Source organism: Streptomyces sp. NPDC087310 (genome assembly GCF_044744405.1).
In the GTDB taxonomy this organism is placed as follows: domain Bacteria; phylum Actinomycetota; class Actinomycetes; order Streptomycetales; family Streptomycetaceae; genus Streptomyces.
In genome coordinates this window covers 112,943-134,878 of sequence record NZ_JBIUYF010000011.1, presented here as the reverse complement: position 1 = coordinate 134,878, position 21,936 = coordinate 112,943, and the positions used below count along the sequence as shown (strand labels likewise).

Genomic DNA, 21,936 nt, shown 5'->3' with positions numbered 1-21,936 from the left:
TCCCGGGGTGGTGGAGTCGGGGGCTGCGGGCACGCCTGAGGGTTACGGCAGGCCCCAGGCCGGCCCCGGTTCGCCGACCGGGACGGGCGCGATGACCAGGTCGGGGCGGCGGCCGGAGTGGACCAGCACCTCACGGCCCCGGGGCAGATCGATGGCGAGGGTGCCGTCGCCCAGGTCCTCGGTCCTGGCCGGGGTCCCGTCGTCCAGCAGTACGGTGAGCGCCCCGGCCAGCCCGTGCCGGAGCCTGAGCGGCTCGCCCGCCAGGCTCCTGATCCGGATGAACCGGGTGGCCCCGGCCTTGCGTACGGCGCTGACCAGGAAGGCGCCCTGGGTGCGGAAGTCGTGCAGCGTGACGTCCGCCCAGTCGGCCGGGACGGCGGGGAAGACACGGATCACGCCGCCCCAGCTCTGGCAGAACATGTCGTGCAGCGACTGCGAGGCGGACAGCGGCGTCTCGATGACCGGACCGGCCTCGGTGTAGTGGGTGTTGGCCCGGCACGGGAAGCGGCTGCCCGGGTCGAAGAACTTCCGCAGATACGTGAGCGCGGTGTCCCCGTCGCGCATCATCGCGTACATGGAGGCGGCCCCGGTGTAGCTGTACCCGCGGTGGGCGCCGGTCAGCGCGTGCCAGTGCGTCAGCGATGTCGTGATCAGCTCGCGGGAGCCGGGCTGGTCCCAGTTGACCAGGTACAGCGGGTACACCATCAGCAGGTGCGAGTAGTGGCGGTGGGACTGCGCGTACGGGGTGTCCGCGCCGATCATGAAGCCGTTCCCGTCGACCGGGTACGGGGTGAGCCGGGCCAGCACCTCCCGCCAGCGCGGCGCCGACTCGTCCTCGACACCGAGCAGTTCGGCGGAGTCCAGCAGGGTCTGGCAGCCCCAGCGGATCAGTGCCAGGTCGTAGTTGGTGTCCTGCGGGGGTACGACCGGGTACTCGGGCGAGAGCGTGCTCGGCAGGTGGAGGCGGCCGTCGCTGCCCGGGGTGAGGAAGTGCAGGTAGTAGGCGATGGCCCGGCGCAGCACGGGGAAGAGCGTGTCGCGCAGCAGGCTCTCGTCCATGGAGTGACGGTAGGAGAGCCATACGTTGTGCAGCGCCCAGGTGAGGTCGCCGGTCTCGGCGCCGGTCCCCGGTCTGCCCACGCCGCGGTTGGCGAACATGTCGGAGCTGCGGCCGACGCCCGAACTGTCCGCGCGGTAGGCGGCGGGCACATTGGCGATGAGCTGTTCCTGGCTCTGCCGCAGGGTGGTGGCGAGCGAGTCGAGTTCCAGGTGGTTGGAGCCGTGGATGAGCCAGTACTCCAACTGGACGTTGAGGTTCCACCAGACCGCGGGCCAGGGGGTGGGCTCCAGCCAGGGTCCCGAGGTGGCCATGACGGGGCCGCCCGTCCGGCTGGCTGAGGCGATCTTGTAGAGCTGGATCCAGTGGAAGGACTGCATCCGCTGGTCCGGGAAGGAGATGAAGCTCTTCCGGTAGAACGCGTGCCACCAGCGCAGATGCCGCTGGCGCAGGGCGCTCCAGGACGCCGCGCGCCGCAGGTTGCGCAGCGAGTCCGCCGCGGCGGCGGTGAGGGAGGGCGCGCTGTGCCCGACGCTGAGCAGCAGCTCGTCGCGGGTACGGCGGTAGGCGGTGGCGGTCTGTCCGACGCCGGTGAGGGGCTGGAGCACCTGCTCGGTGCCGTCGGCGGTGGTCCGGGTGGTCCAGGGCGGGTGGGCGGTGTAGCCGGCGGGCGGGTCCTCGCTGATCCTCCGGGGGCTGACGGCCTCCTCGGGGTGGAAGGTCCAGACGGCCCGTTCGCCGCCGGTGGCCGTGGTGCGGACGGCGAGGACCTCGTCGTGGATGAGGGCGGCGAGGGTGAGGGTGCCGCGGGTGGTGGTGACGGTGCCGGTGAGTTCGGCGTTCCACAGGCTCAGCCGCCAGTCGACGGCGGTGATGGTGCCGACCGGGTCCAGCGTGAGGTGCCCGACCGGGAGCCGGCAGGTGCCCCAGGTGCTGCCGAACTCGGGCCGGTGGTCCTGTACGCGCCCGTGCTGGACCGTGAAGCGGATCCGGTTGCTGTCCGGCTCCTGGTAGATCATGGTGCCGAGCTGCCCGTCGCCGAGGAACGGCCCCTCGTACCAGGACGTGGGCAGCCGGGTCCACAGCAGGTCCTGGCCGCGCAGGAAGCTCGCCCAGGCGCCGTCGGTGGACATCGCGTCGCGGAGCTTCCAGGGACGTGCGGGACGTGCGGGGTGCGCGGGGTGCTCCGGGACGTCGGGGTGCGCGGGGGCTCCGGCGGGTGCCGCGTGGGCCGTTGCGGGCAGCGCCGCGGCTGCCGCGCCGCCCAGCGCGGTGCCGAGTAAGGCCCTGCGGTCCACGGCTGAGGGCTTTCCTGACGGTGAGGTCATCGTTGTCCTCCAGACCTGACGGATCATCGAATACATCGAATACATCGGGTGTGTCGGTGAACCTAGGTACGTTGCGTGCACCTGTCAATGATAGGAACTCGACGGAATCAGGCCACTTCTGTCAGGTCGTCGGCGGATTCAAGCCTCCCGCCCCTGGTGGTCCCGTCCGGGCTTGCGTCCGGACTCATCCGATGTATAGCTGCTGGTCGGTGGTCGAACGGGCCGGGCAAGTTCACAGGATTTATTGCGCAACAAATATTGTGCAATTTTTCTTTTCTGATTACGGTCGGTCCATGGCAGACCAGGAACAGCGGGAACAGCGCCGGATCACCGACATCGCCACCCTCAAGGCCCTCGGCCACCCCCTGCGGCTACGGCTCTACCGGGCGCTCTTCATCGCCCGTCAGGCCACCGCCTCACACCTCGCCGACCAGGTCGACGAGGCCGTCTCGCTCGTCAGCTACCACCTGCGCAAGCTCGCCGAGCACGGGCTCATCACGGAGGCCGAGCCGCATGGGACGGACGGGCGGGAGCGGTGGTGGCGGGTCGCCTCCGAAGGGGTGAGCTGGGGACACGAGGACTTCAGCGACGCGCCCGAGGAGGTCGCCGCGTACAGCGCCGTCGGCCGGCTCGTCTTCGAACAGCGCGTCAGCCAGTACCGCGCCTTCCTCGACTCCCAGAACGCCTGGCCGTCCGAGTGGCGCACCGCCTCCCTCAGCAGCGAGTACCTGGCTCCGCTCACCGCGGCGGAGCTGGCGGCGTTCCAACGTGAGCTGCACGAACTGGCCCTGAAGTACCAGAACACCGGGCGCGCCGCCGAGGACACGGGCGACACCGAGGGACGCGAGACCGTCGCGCTGCATCTGTACGGCTTCCCCTTCCGCCCCTGAGATCCCTGAGAGAGGACGGCACCGCTGTGAGCGCGCCCCTCGGACCCACGCCCGCCCCCTCCGTCACACCCTCCGCCGCACCTACCGCCCCCACTCCCGAGCGGCCCGCCCACCGGGACGCCAACGTGCTGCGCTGGCTCGGTGCCTACACCGCCTCGATGGTCGGCGACAGCGTCTACTACATGGCGCTGTCCTGGGCCGCGGTCCGCGGCGGCAGCCCCGCGCAGGCCGGGTTCGTCCTCGCCGCCGCCTCCGTACCCCGCGCCCTGCTCATGCTCGGCGGGGGAGTGATCGCCGACCGGTTCGGGCCCCGGCGGGTCGTCATCGGCGGTGACGCCGTGCGCTGCGCCGTCATCCTGGGCGTCGCCCTGGCGCTGCTGTTCACCACCCCCGCGCTCTGGATGCTCCTCGCGGTCGCCCTGGTCTTCGGCGCCGTCGACGCGCTCTTCCTGCCCGCCGTCGGCGCCCTGCCGCCCCGGATCACCGCCCCCGGCCAGCTCGCCCGCGTCCAGGGGATGCGCGGCCTCGCCCAGCGCGTCGCCGGGGTGACCGGGGCGCCGCTCGGCGGGTTCGCGGTGGCGCTCGGCGGGTCGCCGGCCGCGTTCGCCTTCGCCGGGGCGCTGTTCGCCGTATCGCTGCCGCTGCTCCTCGCCGTACGGATGCGGTCTGGCCCGGCCAAGGACCCGGCGGACGCTCACACGGACCTCGGGGCCTGGGGCGAACTGCGGGACGGGCTGCGCTACCTGCGCCGCCACCGGGTGCTCGCCCCGCTCATGGCCACCGTCGCCGTCGGGGAGCTGGGCTTCGTCGGCCCGCTCAACATCGGGCTCACGCTCCTCGTCCAGGAACGCGGCTGGGGCGCCGACGGCATGGGGTGGATCGTCGCGTCCTTCGGCACCGGCGCGGGCCTCAGCGCGCTGCTGCTGACCGTACGGGGACGCATACCGCGCGCCGGGCTCGTCATGCCCCTCGTCCTGTGCGGCGGCGCCGTCTGCGTCGCCGCCATTGGGTACGTGCCGTCGGTCCCGTACGCCATGGCCGCCGGCGCCCTCATCGGGCTGCTCGCCGGCCTGAGCGGCGCGCTGGCCTGGGCGATCCTCCAGACGGCCTGCGACCCGGCCTATCTGGGCCGCGTCACCTCCGTCTCGACGCTCGTCACCCTGGGGATCGCGCCCCTGTGCTACCCGCTCGTCGGCGCGGCGGTCGGCCTGTGGGGCGCGGGCCCGGTCTTCCTCGCCTGCGCGGCGGTCTGCGCCGCCGGGGGTGTCATCGGGCTCGGCCCGAAGGCGCTGCGCCGGGCCGAGCTGCCGCACTGAGACCGCCCGGCGCCAGCAGCCCGTGCCCGTACGCCCTCGTACGTACGTACGCGCTACGCGATGCCCAGCTTCGCGTCCCTGACCCGCTCGACCGCGTCCTTGTCGCCCGCCAGCTCCACCCTCGCCGCCTCCTGGCGGCCCGACACGAACAGCAGCAGCTCGCTCGGCTCGCCCGTCGCCGTCACCACCGGGGTGCCCCGGTGCGCCACCGCCGTCTGACCGTCCGGGCGGCGCAGGACCAGGCCGACCGGGGACTTGCGGCCCATCATCCGGCCGCCCTTCTCCAGGCGCGACCACAGCGTGTCGGCGAAGACGCGGTCCACCTCCCGGGGCGTCCAGTCGGGCTGCGCCCGGCGGACGTCCTCGGTGTGGATGTAGAACTCCACCGTGTTCGCCACCTCGTCGAGCTGCTTGATGCCGAGCGGCGACATCCGCGGCGGACCCGACCTGATGAGCTGGATCAGCTCCTCGTACGGCTTCGCGACATACTCGGCCTGCACCCGCTCCAGCCGGTTCCTGAGCGCGGCCAGCATCATCCCGCCCGCCGCGTCGGGTCGGCGCTCGCGGACCACCACATGGGCCGCGAGGTCCCGGGTCAGCCAGCCGTCGCAGAGCGTCGGTGCCTCGGGGCCCGCCGCCTCCAACAGGTCGGCGAGCAGAAGTCGTTCACGCTTCGCATGGGTCGACATGCCTCCAGCGTACGGCGGCCGGAACCCGTCCGCCCAGTGGACATCGCGCCGGGGAACCGCACGGGCGCGGCACAATGGCCGTATGACCAGTACGAGCGGGGCGCCGTCCCCCACCGGAGGGCTCGACCCCGCCATCGCCGACCGTCTCAAGCGCAGCGCAGACGGCCTGGTCCCGGCGATCGCCCAGCAGTACGACACCGGCGAGGTGCTGATGCTGGGCTGGATGGACGACGAGGCCCTGCACCGCACGCTGACCACCGGCCGCTGCACCTACTGGTCCCGCAGCCGCCGCGCGTACTGGGTGAAGGGGGACACGTCCGGCCACATCCAGCACGTGAAGTCCGTCGCCCTGGACTGCGACGCGGACACCGTCCTCGTCCAGGTCGACCAGGTGGGCGCCGCCTGCCACACCGGCGCGCGCACCTGCTTCGACGCCGACGTCCTGCCCCTCGGGTAGGGCCGGGCCGCCCGCCCGCACGCCCCCTTTCCCGTACGCGCAACGAGTAGGGTCAGCCGCCATGGACCTTGAGACCTTCCGCAAGCTGGCGGTGGACCGCCGTGTCATCCCCGTGAGCCGGCGCCTCCTCGCGGACGGGGACACCCCGGTCGGCCTGTACCGCAAGCTCGCCGCCGAACGCCCCGGCACGTTTCTGCTGGAGTCCGCGGAGAACGGCCGCTCCTGGTCCCGCTACTCGTTCATCGGCGTACGGTCGGCCGCCACCCTCACCGAGCGCGGCGGGCGGACGCACTGGCTGGGCACCGCACCCGTCGGCGTCCCCGTCGACGGGGACCCGCTGGCCGCCCTGCGCGCCACGGTGGAGACCCTGCACACCCCCCGCGACCTGGCCTCCGGCATGCCGCCCTTCACCGGCGGCATGGTCGGCTACCTCGGGTACGACATCGTCCGCAGGCTGGAGAAGGTCGGCGACCACGCCCGCGACGACCTGCGCATCCCCGAGCTGACCATGCTGCTCACCTCGGACCTCGCCGTCCTCGACCACTGGGACGGCTCCGTCCTGCTGATCGCCAACGCGATCAACCACAACGATCTCGACACCGGCGTGGACGAGGCGTACGCGGACGCCGTCGCCCGGCTCGACGCGATGGCCGCCGACCTCGACCGGCCGTTCCACTCGCCGCCCGCCGAACTGCCCGCCTCCGAGCTGCCCGAGTTCACCGCGCTGTGGGGCGGCGACGCCTACCAGGACGCCGTCGAGGACATCAAGGAGCGGATCAGGGCGGGCGAGGCATTCCAGGTCGTGCCCTCGCAGCGGTTCGAGACGCCCGTCACCGCGAGCGCGCTCGACGTCTACCGGGTGCTGCGGGCCACCAACCCGAGCCCGTACATGTACCTCTTCCGCTTCCCCGCCACCGAGGACGGCGGGGCCGCCTTCGACGTCGTCGGCTCCAGCCCCGAAGCGCTCGTCAAGGTCGAGGACGGCCATGCGATGGTCCACCCCATCGCCGGCACCCGGCCGCGCGGCGCCACCCCGCAGGAGGACCAGGCGCTCGCCGACGAACTCCTCGCCGACCCCAAGGAACGCGCCGAGCACCTGATGCTCGTCGACCTCGGCCGCAACGACCTCGGCCGGGTCTGCGAGCCGGGCAGCGTCGAGGTCGTCGACTTCATGTCGGTCGAGCGGTACTCGCACGTCATGCACATCGTGTCCACCGTGACGGGACAGGTCGCCAAGGGCCGTACCGCCTTCGACGTGCTGACCGCCTGCTTCCCCGCGGGCACCCTCTCCGGCGCGCCCAAGCCGCGCGCCCTCCAGATCATCGACGAGCTGGAGCCCACCCGGCGCGGTCTGTACGGCGGCTGCGTCGGCTATCTCGACTTCGCCGGGGACTCCGACACGGCCATCGCCATCCGTACGGCGCTGCTGCGCGACGGCACGGCCTACGTCCAGGCGGGCGCGGGCGTCGTCGCCGACTCCGACCCGGTCTCCGAGGACACCGAGTGCCGCAACAAGGCGGCGGCGGTGCTCCGGGCCGTCCACACCGCGAACCGGATGGGCGGGGCCTGACCCCCGCGCGGTGCCCCGGGCTCCGGGGGGTTTGCGGCGGTAGGGGATAGTGGGGTACGTGAGTGCCGTACCCGTACCCCAGCCCCGTACCGCCGCGGCCCCCGCGGCCACCGACACGCGCGGCAGCCGCCGCAGTCTCGCCGCGGCCCTGCTCCTCGGCGCCCTCGGCGCCGCCGTGGTGCTGATCGCCTCCGGCCAGACCTGGGCGGAGGGCGCGGCGGCCGTCGGGGGCGGCTCCCTGCCGCTCAAGGCCGACGGCCGGGACATCACCGGCGTCCCGGCCGCCCTCGCCATCGTCGGCCTCGCCGCGCTCGTCGCCGTCTTCGCCGTCCGCAGGGCCGGGCGGCTGCTCGTCTCCGCGCTGCTCGCCCTGAGCGGTACGGGCGCGGCCGTCGCCGCGTTCCTCGGCGCCTCCGACAGCGCGGCGCTCGACGACAAGGCCGCGCAGACCACCGGCGACACCGCCGCCACGGTCTCCGGGCTCAGCCACACCGCATGGCCCTACGTGACCACGGCGGGCGGCGCGCTGATCCTGCTCGCGGGGGCGCTCGCCCTCGTGTACGGCAGCCGCTGGCCCGCGATGTCGGGCCGGTACGAGCGGCCGGGCCAGGCCGCCGGGGCCGGGACGGGCGGCGCCCCGGGACGTGACCGCGGCGCGCGCAAGGCGCCCGTGGTCGACCCCGACCGGCCCGAGGACCTGTGGAAGGCTCTGGACCGCGGCGAGGATCCGACCCGCGAGAGCTGACTCACACCGGGCCACCCCCGGGAACCTTCCGCCCCGCGCATGCGGGACAATATGGCGTGAGCGTCCGACTCACCCGGCGCAACCGGCGCAACAGCAACGAGGAGCAACTCATGGCGGGCAGCAGCCACGGACACACCCCGGCGGCCTGGACCGGCGTCACCATCGCCTTCATCGGCTTCTGCGTCTCGGGAGTCGGCATGGTGGCGGTCAACTTCCTCGCGTTCTACGGCGGCCTCGCCGTCGTCGTGCTCGGTGGGATCGTGGGCATGGCGATGAGCGCCGCGGGCATGGGCATGCCCAAGGAGTCGCCGGAGGTGGCCGCGGCCAGGAACGCCGCGGCGAACAAGCAGGTCAACCTGCGCTCAGAGGACGTCAGGGCCCAGATCCTGGCGCAGACCGCGTCCCACGAGCAGCACCACGAGGCCGCCGCGCCGCTCACGGCCCAGGCCCAGACCGTCTGACCCGTAGCTCCAGAGCTGAAGCAGTCCCCTGCACACAGCGCAGTCCGCTGCACATGACGCAGTCCGGCGAGGCCGGGCTGCGTCTTTCCGTGGGAGCGGCGACAATCACCGGGTGGACCACGCGCCGAACGCCCCGCACCCTCCCGCCGTACCGATGCCGGCCACGCCGCCGTACGAGCCGTACGGGTCCTACGGGCCGCGCGCGCCGTACGAGGTGCCGCAGTCCGCGTCCCGGGTCAGGCGGCTGCTGACCCCGCTCGCCACCCTCGCCGGGGTCGCCGCCGCGTTCACCTACGTCGGCCTGGTCGACCCGAACGAATCCGGCCACTACCCGCCCTGCCCGCTCTACAGCCTCACCGGTCTCTACTGCCCCGGCTGCGGCGGCCTGCGCGGCGCCCATGCCCTCGCCCACGGTGACCCGCTCACCGCGCTCGGCGACAACGCGCTCGCCTTCGCGGGCTACGCCGTCTTCGCCGTCGTGTGGGTGATCTGGGTGGTGAGAGCCGGAAAAGGGCTCCCCCTGCGCATCACCCAGCGCCCCCTGTGGTGGTGGACCCTCGGCGCCGTCCTCGTGGCCTTCAGCGTCCTCAGGAACCTGCCCTTCGGGGCATGGCTCGCGCCCTGACGGGCCGCAGCGGTGGCGCGCGCGGCCGACCGGATGCGAGCCCTTCGGCCACTTCCGGCTAGCATCGGGAGGGCCGGACATGACGACATGGCCGAACAGGGCCCGATGGCGGCCCCGGCCGCCGTCGGTACGATCCGTAACTGAACCGCACCCGTCCCGGAAGGGGGCCGCTCGCGTGAGTGTGCTCGACGAGATCATCGACGGCGTACGCGCCGACCTCGCAGAGCGGCAGGCGCGCGTCGGCCTTGACGAGCTCAAGGAGCGCGCGGCCAAGGCGCCCCAGGCCAAGGACGGTGTCGCCGCGCTGAGCGGCGAGGGCGTCCAGGTGATCTGCGAGGTGAAGCGCTCCAGCCCGTCCAAGGGCGCGCTCGCCGCGATCGCCGACCCCGCCGCCCTCGCGGCCGACTACGAGGCGGGCGGCGCGGCCGTCATCTCCGTACTGACCGAGCAGCGCCGCTTCGGCGGTTCGCTGGCCGACCTGGAGGCCGTCCGCGCCCGGGTCGACATCCCGGTGCTGCGCAAGGACTTCATCGTCACGTCGTACCAGCTCTGGGAGGCGCGCGCGCACGGTGCCGACCTGGTGCTGCTGATCGTCGCCGCGCTCGAACAGCCGGCGCTCGTCTCGCTGATCGAGCGGGCCGAGTCCATCGGGCTCACCCCGATCGTGGAGGTCCACGACGAGGACGAGACCGAGCGCGCCGTGGAGGCCGGGGCGAAGATCATCGGTGTCAACGCGCGCGATCTGAAGACCCTCAAGGTCGACCGCTCCACGTTCGAGCGGGTCGCCCCGGAGATCCCGGCCGGCATCCTGAAGATCGCCGAGTCGGGTGTGCGCGGGCCGCACGACCTGATCGCGTACGCCAACGCCGGGGCCGACGCCGTACTCGTCGGCGAGTCCCTGGTCACCGGCCGTGACCCGAAGTCCGCCGTCGCGGACCTCGTCGCCGCCGGCGCGCACCCCGCGCTGCGGCACGGGAGGGACTGACCCCGCCCATGCCCGCCGCCACCCGCTCCGCAGCCGCCACGCCGGACACCCACGCGCCCCTCGCGCGCGGGTGCCGCCCGCGTGGCTGCCGCGCGCCGGCCCGGCGGGTGCACGGACGGCGGGTGCGGTACGTGATCGGGGACGAGCCCGGCCAGGTCAACGGAATGCGATGGCCCGCGTAACCGCACCCCAGGCCCCTGTGGACCGATAGGTCCCGTGCGGCCCCGGTGCGGTGCGCGCCGGAGCAGGTGATCGCCACGAGGTGCGCGATGGCGGCCGCCCGGCGCACTACGGTGCTCTCCGTCCGTTGCTTCTGAGGAGTTCCCGCGTGTCCGAGTTCTTCATTCCCGACCCCGAAGGTCATGTCCCGAGCGCCGAGGGGTACTTCGGTGCCTTCGGCGGCAAGTTCATCCCCGAGGCGCTCGTCGCCGCCGTCGACGAGGTCGCCGTCGAGTACGAGAAGGCGAAGAGCGACCCCGCCTTCGCCGCCGAGCTCGACGACCTCCTGGTCCACTACACCGGCCGGCCCAGCGCGCTGACCGAGGTTCCCCGCTTCGCGGAGCACGCGGGCGGCGCCCGGATCTTCCTCAAGCGGGAGGACCTGAACCACACCGGTTCGCACAAGATCAACAATGTGCTCGGCCAGGCCCTGCTGACGAAGCGGATGGGCAAGACCCGGGTCATCGCCGAGACCGGCGCGGGACAGCACGGGGTCGCGACCGCGACCGCGTGCGCGCTGTTCGGGCTCGAATGCACCATCTACATGGGCGAGATCGACACCCAGCGCCAGGCCCTCAACGTGGCCAGGATGCGGATGCTCGGCGCCGAGGTCGTCCCCGTGACGTCCGGCAGCCGGACGCTGAAGGACGCCATCAACGAGGCGTTCCGCGACTGGGTCGCCAACGTCGACCGTACGCACTACCTGTTCGGTACGGTCGCGGGCCCGCACCCCTTCCCCGCCATGGTCCGCGACTTCCACCGCGTCATCGGCGTCGAGGCCCGCCGCCAGATCCTGGAGCGCGCCGGACGGCTGCCCGACGCCGCCGTGGCGTGCGTGGGCGGCGGTTCGAACGCGATCGGGCTCTTCCACGCGTTCATCCCCGACGCGGACGTCCGTCTGGTGGGGTGCGAGCCCGCCGGACACGGCATCGCGACCGGCGAGCACGCCGCCACCCTGACGGCGGGCGAGCCCGGCATCCTGCACGGCTCGCGCTCGTACGTCCTCCAGGACGAGGAGGGCCAGATCACCGAGCCGTACTCGATCTCCGCGGGGCTCGACTACCCGGGCATCGGCCCGGAGCACGCGTACCTCAAGGACAGCGGACGCGGCGAGTACCGGGCCGTGACCGACGACGACGCGATGCAGGCGCTGCTGCTGCTCTCGCGCACCGAGGGCATCATCCCGGCGATCGAGAGCGCGCACGCGCTGGCCGGGGCGCTGGAGCTGGGGCGTGAGCTGGGGAAGGACGGCCTGATCGTCGTCAACCTCTCCGGGCGTGGCGACAAGGACATGGACACCGCCGCCAAGTACTTCGGACTGTACGACGACAGCGGAACCGGTGACAGGGAGAACGGGGAGGACGCCAAGTGAGCGGGAACATCGGGCTGCTGAGCGACACGCTCGCCGGCGCCAAGGCCGAGAACCGGGCCGCGCTGATCGCCTACCTCCCGGCGGGCTTCCCCACCGTGGACGGCGGCATCGCGGCGGTGAAGGCCGTCTTCGAGGGCGGCGCCGACATCGTCGAGGTCGGGCTGCCGCACAGCGACCCGGTGCTCGACGGCCCCGTCATCCAGACCGCCGACGACATCGCGCTGCGGGGCGGCGTGAAGATCGCCGACGTGATGCGCACGGTCCGTGAGGCGTACGAGGCGACCGGCAAGCCGGTGCTCGTGATGACGTACTGGAACCCGATCGACCGGTACGGCGTCGAGCGGTTCACCGCCGAGCTGGCCGAGGCGGGCGGCGCCGGATGCATCCTGCCCGACCTGCCCGTCCAGGAGTCCGCCGTCTGGCGCGAGCACGCCGACAAGCAGGGGCTGGCGACCGTCTTCGTCGTGGCGCCCAGCAGCAGGGACGCCCGGCTGGCCACGATCACCGAGGCGGGCAGCGGCTTCGTCTACGCGGCGTCGCTGATGGGCGTCACCGGCACGCGGACCTCCGTGGGCCTGGAGGCCCAGAACCTGGTGGCGCGGACCCGCGCCACCACGGATCTGCCGGTCTGCGTCGGGCTCGGCGTGTCCAACGCCGAGCACGCCGCCGAGGTCGCGGAGTTCGCGGACGGGGTCATCGTCGGCTCCGCGTTCGTCAAGCGGATGCTGGACGCGCCCGACGAGGCCGCGGGGCTGGTCGCGGTGCGCGAACTCGCCGCTGAGCTGGCCGAGGGCGTACGCAAGCGCTGACGGCCCGCCCCTCGGGGCATCGGGTGGCGGTGTCACCCGTACGGGTGGAAGTGGGACCGGGGAGGTGCGCAGGCACCTCCCCGGTTCGTTTGCGAGGCGTGAGCGAGAAGAACCGTGAGGTAAAGAGGAGCGCGAGAGAGCGGCTCCAGCAGGAACGCGTGGCGGACGCGGCGCGCGAGAAGCGCAGGCGCACCCTGATCATGGCGGCGACCGTGGCCGGGGTGCTCGGCCTGGTCGGTGTCGTCGGGGTGATCGCGGCGAACGTGAAGAAGAACAGAGGATCGGAGGCGGCGGCCGCGGTGAGCGCGCCGTCCGGTGTGAACGGCAAGGACGATCTGGCGATCCCCGTGGGGGCGGCGGACGCGCCGTCCACCCTCACGGTGTACGAGGACTTCCGCTGCCCGGCCTGCTCCCAGTTCGAGAACGGCTTCCGCGGCGTGATCCACGAGCTGGAGCGGTCGGGCGAGCTGAAGGTCGAGTACCACCTCGCGACGATCATCGACGGCAACATGGGCGGTACGGGCTCGCTGCGCGCGGCCAACGCCGCCGCGTGCGCGCAGGACGCCGGGAAGTTCGCCCCGTACCACGACCTGCTGTACGCGAACCAGCCGGCGGAGACGGACGACGCCTTCGCGCAGAACGGCAAGCTGCTGGAGCTGGCGGGCAAGGTGAACGGCCTGGAGTCGGCGCCCGGCTTCCGCCAGTGCGTGGAGAAGGGCGAGCACGACCGGTGGGTGGAGAAGGCCGCCGAGGCGTTCCGCACGGGCGGCTTCTCCGGGACGCCGACCGTGCTGCTCAACGGGGAGGCGGTCTTCCCGAAGAAGGGCGGCGAGGACATCACCCCGGCGAATCTGAAGAAGTGGGTCCAGGAGGCCAACAAGGGCAAGAAGCCGGGCACCGCCACGCCCACGACGCCCGCCTCGATCCCGGCGGGCGCCCCGCAGCGGGGCCAGCGGGGACCCGACGAGGCCCCCGCCGGGGAGTCCGCGAGCGGATCGGCGACGGAGCCCCAGGCCCAGCCGGGCACGCTGCCCGCCGCCTGAGCCGCCTCAGCCGCCTGGGCAGGGGGCGCCGGGGGCGCCGGAAGGCCGGGGGGACCCCGGTGCGGCCCCGCTCGTCACGGACGCCGGTGACGGAGAAAAAGTGCCGGGCGGGTTGCCGCAGCTCCCGCCCGGCACTGTACCGTCGGGTCTGATATGGACCTTGCCTACATTCCCAGCCCGTCGACCGGAGTGCTCCACCTCGGACCACTACCGCTGCGCGGCTATGCGTTCTGCATCATCATCGGTGTCTTCGTCGGCGTCTGGTACGGCGGCAAGCGCTGGGTCGCCCGGGGCGGAAAAGTCGGCACGGTGGCCGACGTCGCCGTCTGGGCGGTGCCCTTCGGACTGGTCGGTGGCCGTCTCTACCACGTGATCACCGACTACCAGCTCTACTTCAGCGAGGGCGAGAACTGGGTCGACGCCTTCAAGATCTGGGAGGGCGGCCTCGGCATCTGGGGCGCGATCGCGCTGGGCGCGGTCGGCGCCTGGATCGGCTGCCGCCGCCGGGGCATCCCGCTCCCGGCGTACGCGGACGCCATCGCGCCCGGGATCGTCCTCGCGCAGGCCATCGGCCGCTGGGGCAACTGGTTCAACCAGGAGCTGTACGGCAAGCCGACGGACCTCCCGTGGGCGCTGAAGATCTCGGCGGGCCCGAACCGGGAAGCCGGTCTCTACCACCCGACCTTCCTCTACGAGTCGCTGTGGTGCGTGGCCGTCGCGCTCCTGGTCGTCTGGGCCGACCGCCGCTTCAAGCTGGGCCACGGCCGGGTCTTCGCCCTGTACGTCGCCGCGTACTGCGTGGGACGTGCCTGGATCGAGTACATGCGTGTCGACGAGGCGCACCACATCCTGGGCGTCCGGCTGAACGTCTGGACGGCGGTCCTCGTCTTCCTGCTCGCGGTCACCTACATCGTGATCTCGTCGCGGCTGCGGCCGGGGCGTGAGGAGATCGTGGAGCCGGACCTCGACGCGAAGACCGACGCGAAGACCGACGCGAAGACCGACGCGAAGGCGGACACGGAGGCGGACGGCGAGACCGATTCCGTGGCCGACGGCACGGCGGAAGCGAAGGACGGCGCGAAGGACGGCGCGAAGGACGGCGCGGACTCCACGGACGCGGGGAAGACCGCCGCCGGGAGGCCCGGCCAGAGCTAGTACCCGGGAAGCGGTGCGGCGGTCGCGGTCGCGTCAGGTGACCGTCTGCGACCCCCGCACCGCCAGGGCGAGTGTGCGCCGCGCCGCCGCCACGATCGCCGCGTCCACGAAACGCCCGTCGACCAGCGCCTGCGCGCCCGCCTCCTCGGCCGCCGCCTCGACGATCTCCTCCGCCGACGCGATCTCCTGCGGGGACGGCCGGTAGGCGCGCTCGATCACCGGGAGCTGGCGCGGGTGGATCGCCGCCCTGCCCAGCAGGCCCAGCGCCCGGCCGTGGCGGCAGGATGCCGCCAGCCCGTCCAGGTCCCGTACGTCGGGGAACACCGACTGCGCCGGGGGCGCCAGCCCCGCCGCGCGGGCCGCCACCACGGCCCGGCCGCGCGACCAGTCCAGGCCGCTGTCGTCCCGTACCCCCAGATCGGCGCGGAGATCCGCCTCGCCCAGGGCGATGCCACGGACCGCCGGGTGCGCGGAGGCGATGGCGTGGGCGTGTTCCACGGCGAGGGCCGATTCGAGCAGGGCGTACAGCGGGACACCGGGGGCGCGCGCCGCCGCGCGGTGGATGTCGGAGGCGTGGGTGACCTTCGGCAGCCGGAGCCCGTCGAGCCCCGGCAGCGCGGCGACGGCGGGCAGGTCAGTCTCGTCCGCGACCCGGACATGGACGGGGAGCGGGTGCGGCCCGGTCAGGAACTCGGCGGTGGCGGCCCGCGCGTACGCCTTGCGCTCGGGCGCGACCGCGTCCTCCAGGTCCACGATCACCACATCCGCCCCCGAGGACAGCGCCTTCACCATCATCTCCGGCCGGTCCCCGGGGACGTACAGCCAGGTCAGCGGGGTGGGTACGGTGCTCACAGCGCACCCTCCGCACGCCGCGCCGCGATCTCCGCCGCCGACAGGCCCAGCTCGGTGAGGACCGCGTCCGTGTCCGCGCCGTGCGGCCGGCCCGCCCAGCGGATCGCGCCGGGGGTCTCGGAGAGCCGGAAGAGGACGTTCTGCATCCGCAGCGGCCCGAGCTCGGGGTCCTGGACCTCGGTGATCGTCTCCAGCGCCCGGTACTGCGGATCGGTCATCACGTCGCGGATGTCGTAGACGGGCGCGATCGCGGCCTCGGCCTTCTCGAACGCGGCCAGCGCCTCGGCGCGGGTGTGGCGGGCCATCCAGGAGCCGACCGCGTCGTCCAGGGTGTCCGCGTGGCCGGCGCGCCCGCCGCCCGTCGTGAACCACGGCTCGTCGATCAGCTCGGGGCGGCCGACCAGCCGCATCACCCGTTCCGCGACGGACTGCGCCGAGGTGGAGACGGCCAGCCAGGAGCCGTCGGCGGTGCGGTAGGTGTTGCGGGGCGCGTTGTTGCGGGAGCGGTTGCCCGTACGGGGCTGGACATAGCCGAGCTGGTCGTACCAGAGCGGCTGCGGCCCCAGCACGGTCAGGATCGGCTCGATGATCGCCAGATCGACCACCTGGCCCCGGCCCGTGGCGTCCCGCCCGCTGAGCGCGGTCATCACCGCGTACGCCGTGGCCAGCGCGGCGATCGAGTCGGCGAGGCCGAACGGCGGGAGCGTGGGCGGCCCGTCCGGCTCGCCCGTGGCGGCGGCGAACCCGCTCATCGCCTCGGCGAGCGTGCCGAAGCCGGGGCGGTGCGCGTACGGACCGAACTGGCCGAAGCCGGTCACCCGGGCCAGCACGAGGCGGGGGTTGGCCAGGGAGAGTTCGTCCCAGCCGAGGCCCCATTTCTCCAGGGTGCCGGGCCGGAAGTTCTCGATGATCACATCCGTCCGCGCGGCGAGCCCGAGCAGCAGCTCACGGCCGCCCCGGGTGGAGAGGTCGAGCGTCATGGTCCGCTTGTTGCGGCCGAGCAGCTTCCACCACAGGCCCACCCCGTCCTTGGCGGGGCCGTGCCCGCGCGACGGGTCGGGGCGGGTGGGGTGCTCGACCTTGATCACCTCGGCGCCGAAGTCACCGAGGAGAGTGGCCGCCAGCGGCCCCGCGAAGAGCGTCGCGAGATCGAGGACGCGCACCCCGGCGAGGGGGAGGGGTCGGGCGGAGGCTTCGGGCGCGGCGGCGGTCCTCCCGCCCGTCTTCCCGCCTGTCTCCTCGCCTGTCTCCTCGCCCGTCTTCCCGTCCGTCATGTCATCCGTCATGTCATCCGTCGGGTCGTCCGTGTGGTCGGTCATCGGGCCTCGGTCTCGGTCTGGGTCTCGGTACGTACGGTGCGGGTGGCCTCGCGGGTCAGTTCCGCGAGGGTGTCGAAGCCGGTGCCGTGGAAGCCGGTGACGGAGGTCGCGAGCCGGTTCTTGAGCGGCGCCGTCCAGCGGTCGGGCAGCCTGGCCGGGTGCCCGGCCAGCAGCCCGGCGATCGACCCGGCGCTCGCGCCGTTCGAGTCGGTGTCCCAACCCCCGGACACGGCACGGCAGATGGAGCCGCTGAAGTCGCCGTCCGCATGGGTGAGCGCGGCGGCGAGCAGCGCGGCGTTCGGGACCGCGTGGACCCAGTGGTAGTGGCCGAGTGCGGCGTGCAGCACATCGGCCACGGTGTCGAAGTCCGGGTGGGCGCGGGCCGTTTCGATGCCGAGGCCCACGGCCCCGGCCAGCCGGGAGCGCGGTGGTACGACGCGGAGCCCGGCCCGCAGACAGGCGTGTACGTCGGCGCTCCTGGCCGCCGCCGCGATGACCGCCGCGACGAACATCGCGCCGTACACACCGTTGCCGGTGTGGGTGAGCGTCGCGTCCCGGTGGGCCTGCGCTGCGGCGGACGCGGGGTCGCCGGGGTGGGTCCAGCCGTGGACGTCGGCCCGGATGGCGGCCCCGATCCACTCCCGGAACGGGTTGCGGTACCGGGCGGTGTCCGGCGGCTCGATCCCGGCGAGCAGATTGCGGTACGCGATCCGCTCGGCGGTGAACGTACGCCCGGCCGGCAGCTCGTCCAGCCACAGCCGGGCGACCTGCGCGGTGGTGAACTCCGGTCCGTGGCGCTGGAGGAGCAGCAGGTTGAGGAGCGGGTAGTTGAGGTCGTCGTCCTCGGGCATCCCGTCGATGTTCTCGGCGAGCGAGGTCGGCGCGGAACGCCGGTTCCAGGGGTACGCGGCGGCCAGCTCGGCCGGTACACCGCGCGCGGTGAACCAGGTGCGCGGCGGCCAGTTGCCGGTGGCGCGGCCGAGGGCGCGGATACCGGCGAGGGGAAGTTTCTCGACGGGCTTGCCGAGCAGGCATCCGGCGGCCCGGCCGAGCCAGGCGGCATGCAACGCGCCCTGGGTGAGCGCGGGTTGGGGCTCGCCCTGCGGTTCCTCCGGTCCGGGGGGCCAGGACGGGCAGGCCGCCCGGATCGCGGTGAGGTCCGTCGGCTCCGTCTCGGCGCGCGGGGCGGGCAGTTCGGCCAGTTCGTCGAGCAACCGCTCTGCCAGCGCCCGCAGTCGGGGCGCCGCCGGTTCCGGCGAGGCGCCCGCGCGGTCCGGGGCGGGGGCGCCGCCCGCCGCGTGCCAGCGGCCGGCGATCTCCGTGGCGTCGCGGCCGTCCTGCGCCGCCTGACGCAGCTCGTGGCCGACCAGGTCCTCGGGCTGCACCCAGGTGAGCCGGAGGCCCGTCACCGTACGCCCTGAAACTGACGCTCCGTCAGCCGGGCGAAGGCCGACTCGTGGGCGCGGCGCCGCTCCGTGTCCCGGGCGAACATCTCGTACGCCACCTCGGTCAACTCCCGTGCCGGGGACCGCAGATCGAGACGGCTTGCCTCGGCCACCCGGTCCGCCCACTCCGGCGGGACCGCCGCCGCGCCGCCCAGCGCCCCCGCGAGCGCGCCGCTCATCGTGGCGATCGAGTCGCAGTCCCGGCCGTAGTTGACCGAACCGAGCACCGTACGGCGGTAGTCGCCGGCGCCGATCAGCAACATGCCCAGCGCGATGGGGAGTTCCTCGATGGAGTGCAGCCGGGAGGGTCTGCGGGCGCCCAGGGAGGGCGCGCGGTAGTGCGGTCCCACCGTGTCGAAGGGGGTGACGGCCTCGCGCAGTCCGCGCAGCGCCGACTCCGTGCAGCGGTGCCGGGAGGCGACCTCGCACACCGCCTCGATCGCGGCGCGCGTGCCGTCCTTCGCGACGGCGAGGCAGGTCTCCACCACCGTGGCGGGCGTGGCGTCCGGCGCGCAGGCCGCGGCGACGGCCGCGGCGAAGACCCCGGCCGCCTCACGTCCGTACGAGGACTGGTGCGCGCCCGCCACATCGATCGCCTCGGCGTACGCGGCCCGTGGATGCGCGGCGTTGACCAGTCCCACCGGCGCCATGTACATCGCGGCGCCGCAGTTGACGATGTTCCCCGTGCCCGCCTCGCGCGGGTCGACATGCCCGTAGTGCACCCGTGCGACCAGCCACTTCTCGGCGAGGAAGATCCGCTGGAGGGGCAGCGCCTCGGCCTCCAGCTCAGGGATCCAGCGCGGGGTGGAGATCAGGTCGGGGACGAGGTGCTCGGCGATCGCGTACGCGTCGAGGTGGTCGCGGACGCGGGCGTACACCCGGATCAGGGCGTGGGTCATCAGGGTGTCGTCCGTGATGTGGCCGTCGCCCTTGTGGTACGGCGCGAGGGGGCGGGCGGTGCGCCAGTCCTCGTACCACGGTCCGACGATGCCGGTCACCCGGCCGCCGTGCCGCTCCACGATCTGCTCGGGGGAGTACCCCTCGACCGGGCCGCCGAGCGCGTCGCCGACGGCCGCGCCGATCAGCGCGCCGGCGATCCGCTCGCCGAGGTCCGGTGCGGCGAGGTCCGGTGCGGCAAGGTCCGGTGTGGCGAGAGCGGGTGTGGTGGCCGGTGTCGCGGGAGGTTCGGGGGAGTCAGGTGTGCCGGGCGTCGGGGGAGTGCTCAGCGTCGTCATGTCGGAATTGTCCCCCCGGGGCGGTCAGTTCCGTGGCTGTGAGAAGCCCGGCGAGTTCCACCAGATCCGTACCGGCGAGCCGGGGCAGCGCACACCCCGCGAGCGTGCGGCAGGCGTCCCGCCAGGCGACGGGCACGGCGTCCCCGCCGCCGAGCGCGCCGGTCAGCGCGCCGGCCAGCGCGGGGGCGGAGTCCGCGACCCGGGAGAGACAGGCGGCGGCCGGGACCGCGCCGCTGACCTCGCCCCGGGCGGCGAGGGTCAGGGCGAGGGCGACGGGGACGGTCTCGGCCGCGGCGATGCCGTAGCTGTAGACGTGGTCGACGATCTGATGCTCCAGCAGCGGTACGAGGGCGAAGGCACCGGCCGGTTCATGGACGAAGTCCCGGGCCAGTTTGACGGCGTGGCGGGCGTTGCGGCCGATCTCCGTGGTACCGGGGAGCTGGGCGAGCGCGGCGTCCACGGCGGCCTCGGGGTCCGCGCCGCCCAGTGCGGCGGCGACGGCCGCGGCCATCGCACGGGCCCCGTGCACCCCGTCGCCGTCCTGGGTGTACCGGGCGTCGAACTCCGCGAGCGCGGCGGCGCGCGAGGGGTCGCCGGGGTGGACGGTGGCGAGGACGGCGGCGCGGACACAGGCCGCGTCGTCGAAGTAGTGCGGATTGTCGTGACCGGTGGCGGGTGGGCGCAGCCCGGTGGCGAGGTTGCCGAGGCCCGCGCGTACGGAGATCCGGGCCCGCAGGGGCGGCACGGCCGACTCGACCTCGGGCGCGCGTGCCGCGGCGGCGGCGATCTCGCCGGCCAGGGAGTTCCAGGCGAGGTCGACGGCGACGCGGACCCTGCGGGCGGCGGTGAACCCGTCGAAGCGCCGCCCGGCGGCGGCGAGCACGCACCCGGCGGCGAAGGCCGCCCACTCGGCGTCGTCGGAGGGCCCGAGCCGGAGCGGTTCGGGCGGCTGGTTGAGGGCGATGGGGACGGGGAGGGTGGTGGTCGCGTTCTGCTCGGCGAAGGTGTCCAGCTCACGGGTGAGCCGGCGGGTCCACTCGGGCATCCGGGCCGCCCGGTGGCGCGCGGCGGGCCAGCCCGCGGCATCCCCGGCGGCGAGCCCGAGGAGCAGGCCCTCGATCCGCCGGAACGGATCACGGGGGGCGGCGCCGGCCGGCTCCGCGGCGAGCAGCAGCCCGGATCCGTACCCCACCTCCACCCCCTCCCCCTCCCTCGTCCTGGCCTGCGCGTCGTCCCGTCCCGTCGTCATGAGGCCGCCTCTTCGTCGTCGTACGGATCGTCGTCGTACGGGGTGAGCAGGTCCGCGATGTCCAGGACGTGGTAGCCGCGCATCGACGGCAGACAGCTTCCCCGTACCGGGCCGATGGCCGAGGACCACTCCGTGGGGATCGCCCGTGCCCCCGACAGGGCGCCCGCCAGCGCGCCCGCGACCGCCGCCGTGGTGTCCGCGTCGCGGCCCATGTTGACGGCGGTGAGTACCGACGTACGGAAGTCGCCGCGCGCGGCGGCGAACGCGCCGAAGGCCAGGCCGACCGCCTCGGGGGCCAGGTCCGTCCACGGGTAGCCGCCGATGACCACCGCCGAGCGGACCGCGCGTTCCCTGGTGAGGGTGTCGGGGTAGGCGCGCTGCGCGGCGACGACGCCGCGGCGCAGGGTGCGGGCCGTCCAGGAGTCCATGGGGACGACGGAGAGCGCGGCGGCGATCACCGAGGCGGGTCCCGCGCCCGTCATCGCTGCGGCGACGCCCGCCGCGACCGCCCGGCCGCCGTAGATGCCCTCGCCGTCGTGGCTGACCCGGCCGTCGACGGCGACCAGCCGCGCCGCCTCCTCGGGGCGGCCCGCAGCGAAGACCCCGAACGGCGCGGCGCGCATCGCGAGCCCGTCGCTCCAGGCGTGCCGGTGCTGGGCGGTGATCGGTGCGGCGAGCCCGCGCCTGAGGTTCTCCAGGGTGCCGCGCTCGCTGAAGCCGGCCCCGTGGAACGGGCCCTCGTCGTGGTCCGCGAGCCAGTGGTGCCACGCCTTCTCGACATGGGCGACGGTCAGCGCCGAGCCGTGCCGGGCGAGCAGCAGCCCGGAGAAGATGGCGTACTCGGTGTCGTCCGTACCGGCCGGGTGCTCGGCCACGAAGCCCTCGATCCGGCCCCAGCGGCGCCGGATCTCGGAGGGCCGCATGTTCTCGGCGGGCGCGCCGAGCGCGTCGCCGACGGCCAGGCCCAGCAGCGCGCCGCGCGCCCGGTCACGTACCACCGCGATCTCGGCGGCGGGGTCGCATGCCGTCTGTTCCATGGTGTGACCCCTAACTCGACCCCGGACCTCTGCACCCACTTCGCCCACTGCACCCATGGCGCCTTCCGCCATCCCTGC

20 protein-coding genes and 1 pseudogene are annotated in these 21,936 nt (G+C 73.6%); 13 read left to right on the top strand and 8 right to left on the bottom strand.

All coding sequences use genetic code 11. The features are described from left to right. Nucleotides 1–42: 42 nt before the first annotated feature. On the bottom strand, nucleotides 43–2,385 hold the full coding sequence (locus tag ACIO3P_RS35295) for a glycosyl hydrolase family 95 catalytic domain-containing protein (RefSeq protein WP_401850377.1): 2,343 nt from the start codon (nucleotides 2,383–2,385) through the stop codon (nucleotides 43–45). Nucleotides 2,386–2,678: 293 nt separating this feature from the next. Here ACIO3P_RS35295 and ACIO3P_RS35290 point away from each other — a divergent pair, with 293 nt between their 5' ends. Next, a complete protein-coding gene (locus tag ACIO3P_RS35290; RefSeq protein ID WP_401788006.1) occupies nucleotides 2,679–3,275 on the top strand; it encodes an ArsR/SmtB family transcription factor in 597 nt (198 codons plus the stop codon). 26 nt (nucleotides 3,276–3,301) lie between these two features. After that, nucleotides 3,302–4,591 (top strand): MFS transporter, encoded by a 1,290-nt coding sequence (locus tag ACIO3P_RS35285; RefSeq protein WP_401850375.1) that lies wholly within the window; start codon nucleotides 3,302–3,304, stop codon nucleotides 4,589–4,591. Nucleotides 4,592–4,644: 53 nt separating this feature from the next. Here ACIO3P_RS35285 and ACIO3P_RS35280 read toward each other — a convergent pair whose 3' ends face one another. Then, nucleotides 4,645–5,280, bottom strand: coding sequence for a TIGR03085 family metal-binding protein (locus ACIO3P_RS35280; protein WP_329826067.1), 636 nt, complete (start codon nucleotides 5,278–5,280; stop codon nucleotides 4,645–4,647). 82 nt (nucleotides 5,281–5,362) lie between these two features. Between ACIO3P_RS35280 and hisI the strand changes: the two genes are divergently transcribed. The 11 genes and pseudogenes from hisI (at nucleotide 5,363) to lgt (ending at nucleotide 14,721) form a co-directional block, all read left to right on the top strand. Further along, complete coding sequence (gene hisI, locus ACIO3P_RS35275) at nucleotides 5,363–5,737, top strand: phosphoribosyl-AMP cyclohydrolase (protein WP_401850373.1); 375 nt, start codon at nucleotides 5,363–5,365, stop codon at nucleotides 5,735–5,737. 61 nt (nucleotides 5,738–5,798) lie between these two features. After that, entirely contained in the window at nucleotides 5,799–7,307 is a 1,509-nt protein-coding gene (locus ACIO3P_RS35270) for an anthranilate synthase component I (RefSeq protein ID WP_329826069.1), read from the top strand. 49 nt (nucleotides 7,308–7,356) lie between these two features. After that, a complete protein-coding gene (locus ACIO3P_RS35265) occupies nucleotides 7,357–8,052 on the top strand; it encodes a TIGR02234 family membrane protein (RefSeq protein WP_329826070.1) in 696 nt (231 codons plus the stop codon). A gap of 110 nt (nucleotides 8,053–8,162) precedes the next feature. Next, a pseudogene (locus tag ACIO3P_RS35260) lies at nucleotides 8,163–8,402 on the top strand (HGxxPAAW family protein); the annotation flags it as partial. A 223-nt stretch (nucleotides 8,403–8,625) separates the two neighbouring features. Continuing rightward, complete coding sequence (locus ACIO3P_RS35255) at nucleotides 8,626–9,138, top strand: DUF2752 domain-containing protein (RefSeq protein WP_401850372.1); 513 nt, start codon at nucleotides 8,626–8,628, stop codon at nucleotides 9,136–9,138. A gap of 175 nt (nucleotides 9,139–9,313) precedes the next feature. Then, nucleotides 9,314–10,123 (top strand): indole-3-glycerol phosphate synthase TrpC, encoded by an 810-nt coding sequence (gene trpC, locus ACIO3P_RS35250; RefSeq protein WP_401850370.1) that lies wholly within the window; start codon nucleotides 9,314–9,316, stop codon nucleotides 10,121–10,123. Between the two features lie 8 nt (nucleotides 10,124–10,131). After that, on the top strand, nucleotides 10,132–10,305 hold the full coding sequence (gene trpM, locus ACIO3P_RS35245; protein ID WP_401850368.1) for a tryptophan biosynthesis modulator TrpM: 174 nt from the start codon (nucleotides 10,132–10,134) through the stop codon (nucleotides 10,303–10,305). Between the two features lie 146 nt (nucleotides 10,306–10,451). After that, nucleotides 10,452–11,714, top strand: a complete 1,263-nt coding sequence (gene trpB / locus ACIO3P_RS35240) for a tryptophan synthase subunit beta (RefSeq protein ID WP_401850367.1) — start codon at nucleotides 10,452–10,454, stop codon at nucleotides 11,712–11,714. Continuing rightward, nucleotides 11,711–12,523 carry a tryptophan synthase subunit alpha gene (gene trpA / locus ACIO3P_RS35235; protein ID WP_401850366.1) on the top strand — a complete coding sequence of 271 codons (813 nt, stop codon included), beginning with the start codon at nucleotides 11,711–11,713 and terminating at the stop codon, nucleotides 12,521–12,523. The genes trpB and trpA overlap by 4 nt, the downstream gene beginning before the upstream one ends. Nucleotides 12,524–12,621: 98 nt before the next feature. Continuing rightward, nucleotides 12,622–13,566 (top strand): DsbA family protein, encoded by a 945-nt coding sequence (locus ACIO3P_RS35230; protein WP_401850364.1) that lies wholly within the window; start codon nucleotides 12,622–12,624, stop codon nucleotides 13,564–13,566. 153 nt (nucleotides 13,567–13,719) lie between these two features. Next, nucleotides 13,720–14,721: a prolipoprotein diacylglyceryl transferase gene (gene lgt, locus ACIO3P_RS35225; RefSeq protein ID WP_401850363.1), complete on the top strand. Its 1,002-nt coding sequence runs from the start codon at nucleotides 13,720–13,722 to the stop codon at nucleotides 14,719–14,721. A gap of 33 nt (nucleotides 14,722–14,754) precedes the next feature. Here the strand turns inward: lgt and ACIO3P_RS35220 are convergent, their stop codons facing one another. From ACIO3P_RS35220 to ACIO3P_RS35195, 6 genes are read right to left on the bottom strand one after another with little or no spacing between them, the layout of a single operon-like run. Further along, the gene (locus ACIO3P_RS35220; RefSeq protein WP_329826077.1) at nucleotides 14,755–15,573 is read right to left on the bottom strand and encodes an aldolase/citrate lyase family protein; all 819 of its coding nucleotides are present in this window, start codon (nucleotides 15,571–15,573) and stop codon (nucleotides 14,755–14,757) included. Continuing rightward, entirely contained in the window at nucleotides 15,570–16,892 is a 1,323-nt protein-coding gene (locus ACIO3P_RS35215) for a CaiB/BaiF CoA transferase family protein (RefSeq protein ID WP_401850361.1), read from the bottom strand. Before ACIO3P_RS35215 ends, ACIO3P_RS35220 begins: the two co-directional genes overlap by 4 nt. Beyond that, nucleotides 16,889–18,301 (bottom strand): ADP-ribosylglycohydrolase family protein, encoded by a 1,413-nt coding sequence (locus tag ACIO3P_RS35210; protein ID WP_401850359.1) that lies wholly within the window; start codon nucleotides 18,299–18,301, stop codon nucleotides 16,889–16,891. The genes ACIO3P_RS35215 and ACIO3P_RS35210 overlap by 4 nt, the downstream gene beginning before the upstream one ends. Beyond that, a complete protein-coding gene (locus tag ACIO3P_RS35205; protein ID WP_329826079.1) occupies nucleotides 18,298–19,572 on the bottom strand; it encodes an ADP-ribosylglycohydrolase family protein in 1,275 nt (424 codons plus the stop codon). The genes ACIO3P_RS35210 and ACIO3P_RS35205 overlap by 4 nt, the downstream gene beginning before the upstream one ends. Beyond that, nucleotides 19,532–20,821: an ADP-ribosylglycohydrolase family protein gene (locus ACIO3P_RS35200; protein ID WP_329826080.1), complete on the bottom strand. Its 1,290-nt coding sequence runs from the start codon at nucleotides 20,819–20,821 to the stop codon at nucleotides 19,532–19,534. Before ACIO3P_RS35200 ends, ACIO3P_RS35205 begins: the two co-directional genes overlap by 41 nt. After that, nucleotides 20,818–21,858, bottom strand: coding sequence for an ADP-ribosylglycohydrolase family protein (locus ACIO3P_RS35195; protein ID WP_329826081.1), 1,041 nt, complete (start codon nucleotides 21,856–21,858; stop codon nucleotides 20,818–20,820). Before ACIO3P_RS35195 ends, ACIO3P_RS35200 begins: the two co-directional genes overlap by 4 nt. Between the last annotated feature and the right edge of the window lie 78 nt (nucleotides 21,859–21,936).

Excerpts from the sequence above, each read along its gene's own strand:
- lgt (WP_401850363.1), top strand. The coding sequence starts at position 13,720 with ATGGACCTTGCCTACATTCCCAGCCCGTCGACCGGAGTGCTCCACCTC.
- ACIO3P_RS35290 (WP_401788006.1), top strand. The coding sequence starts at position 2,679 with ATGGCAGACCAGGAACAGCGGGAACAGCGCCGGATCACCGACATCGCC.
- ACIO3P_RS35200 (WP_329826080.1), bottom strand. The coding sequence starts at position 20,821 with ATGACGACGGGACGGGACGACGCGCAGGCCAGGACGAGGGAGGGGGAG.
- trpM (WP_401850368.1), top strand. The coding sequence starts at position 10,132 with ATGCCCGCCGCCACCCGCTCCGCAGCCGCCACGCCGGACACCCACGCG.
- ACIO3P_RS35270 (WP_329826069.1), top strand. The coding sequence starts at position 5,799 with ATGGACCTTGAGACCTTCCGCAAGCTGGCGGTGGACCGCCGTGTCATC.
- ACIO3P_RS35280 (WP_329826067.1), bottom strand. The coding sequence starts at position 5,280 with ATGTCGACCCATGCGAAGCGTGAACGACTTCTGCTCGCCGACCTGTTG.
- ACIO3P_RS35195 (WP_329826081.1), bottom strand. The coding sequence starts at position 21,858 with ATGGAACAGACGGCATGCGACCCCGCCGCCGAGATCGCGGTGGTACGT.
- hisI (WP_401850373.1), top strand. The coding sequence starts at position 5,363 with ATGACCAGTACGAGCGGGGCGCCGTCCCCCACCGGAGGGCTCGACCCC.
- ACIO3P_RS35205 (WP_329826079.1), bottom strand. The coding sequence starts at position 19,572 with ATGACGACGCTGAGCACTCCCCCGACGCCCGGCACACCTGACTCCCCC.
- ACIO3P_RS35215 (WP_401850361.1), bottom strand. The coding sequence starts at position 16,892 with ATGACCGACCACACGGACGACCCGACGGATGACATGACGGATGACATG.
- ACIO3P_RS35295 (WP_401850377.1), bottom strand. The coding sequence starts at position 2,385 with ATGACCTCACCGTCAGGAAAGCCCTCAGCCGTGGACCGCAGGGCCTTA.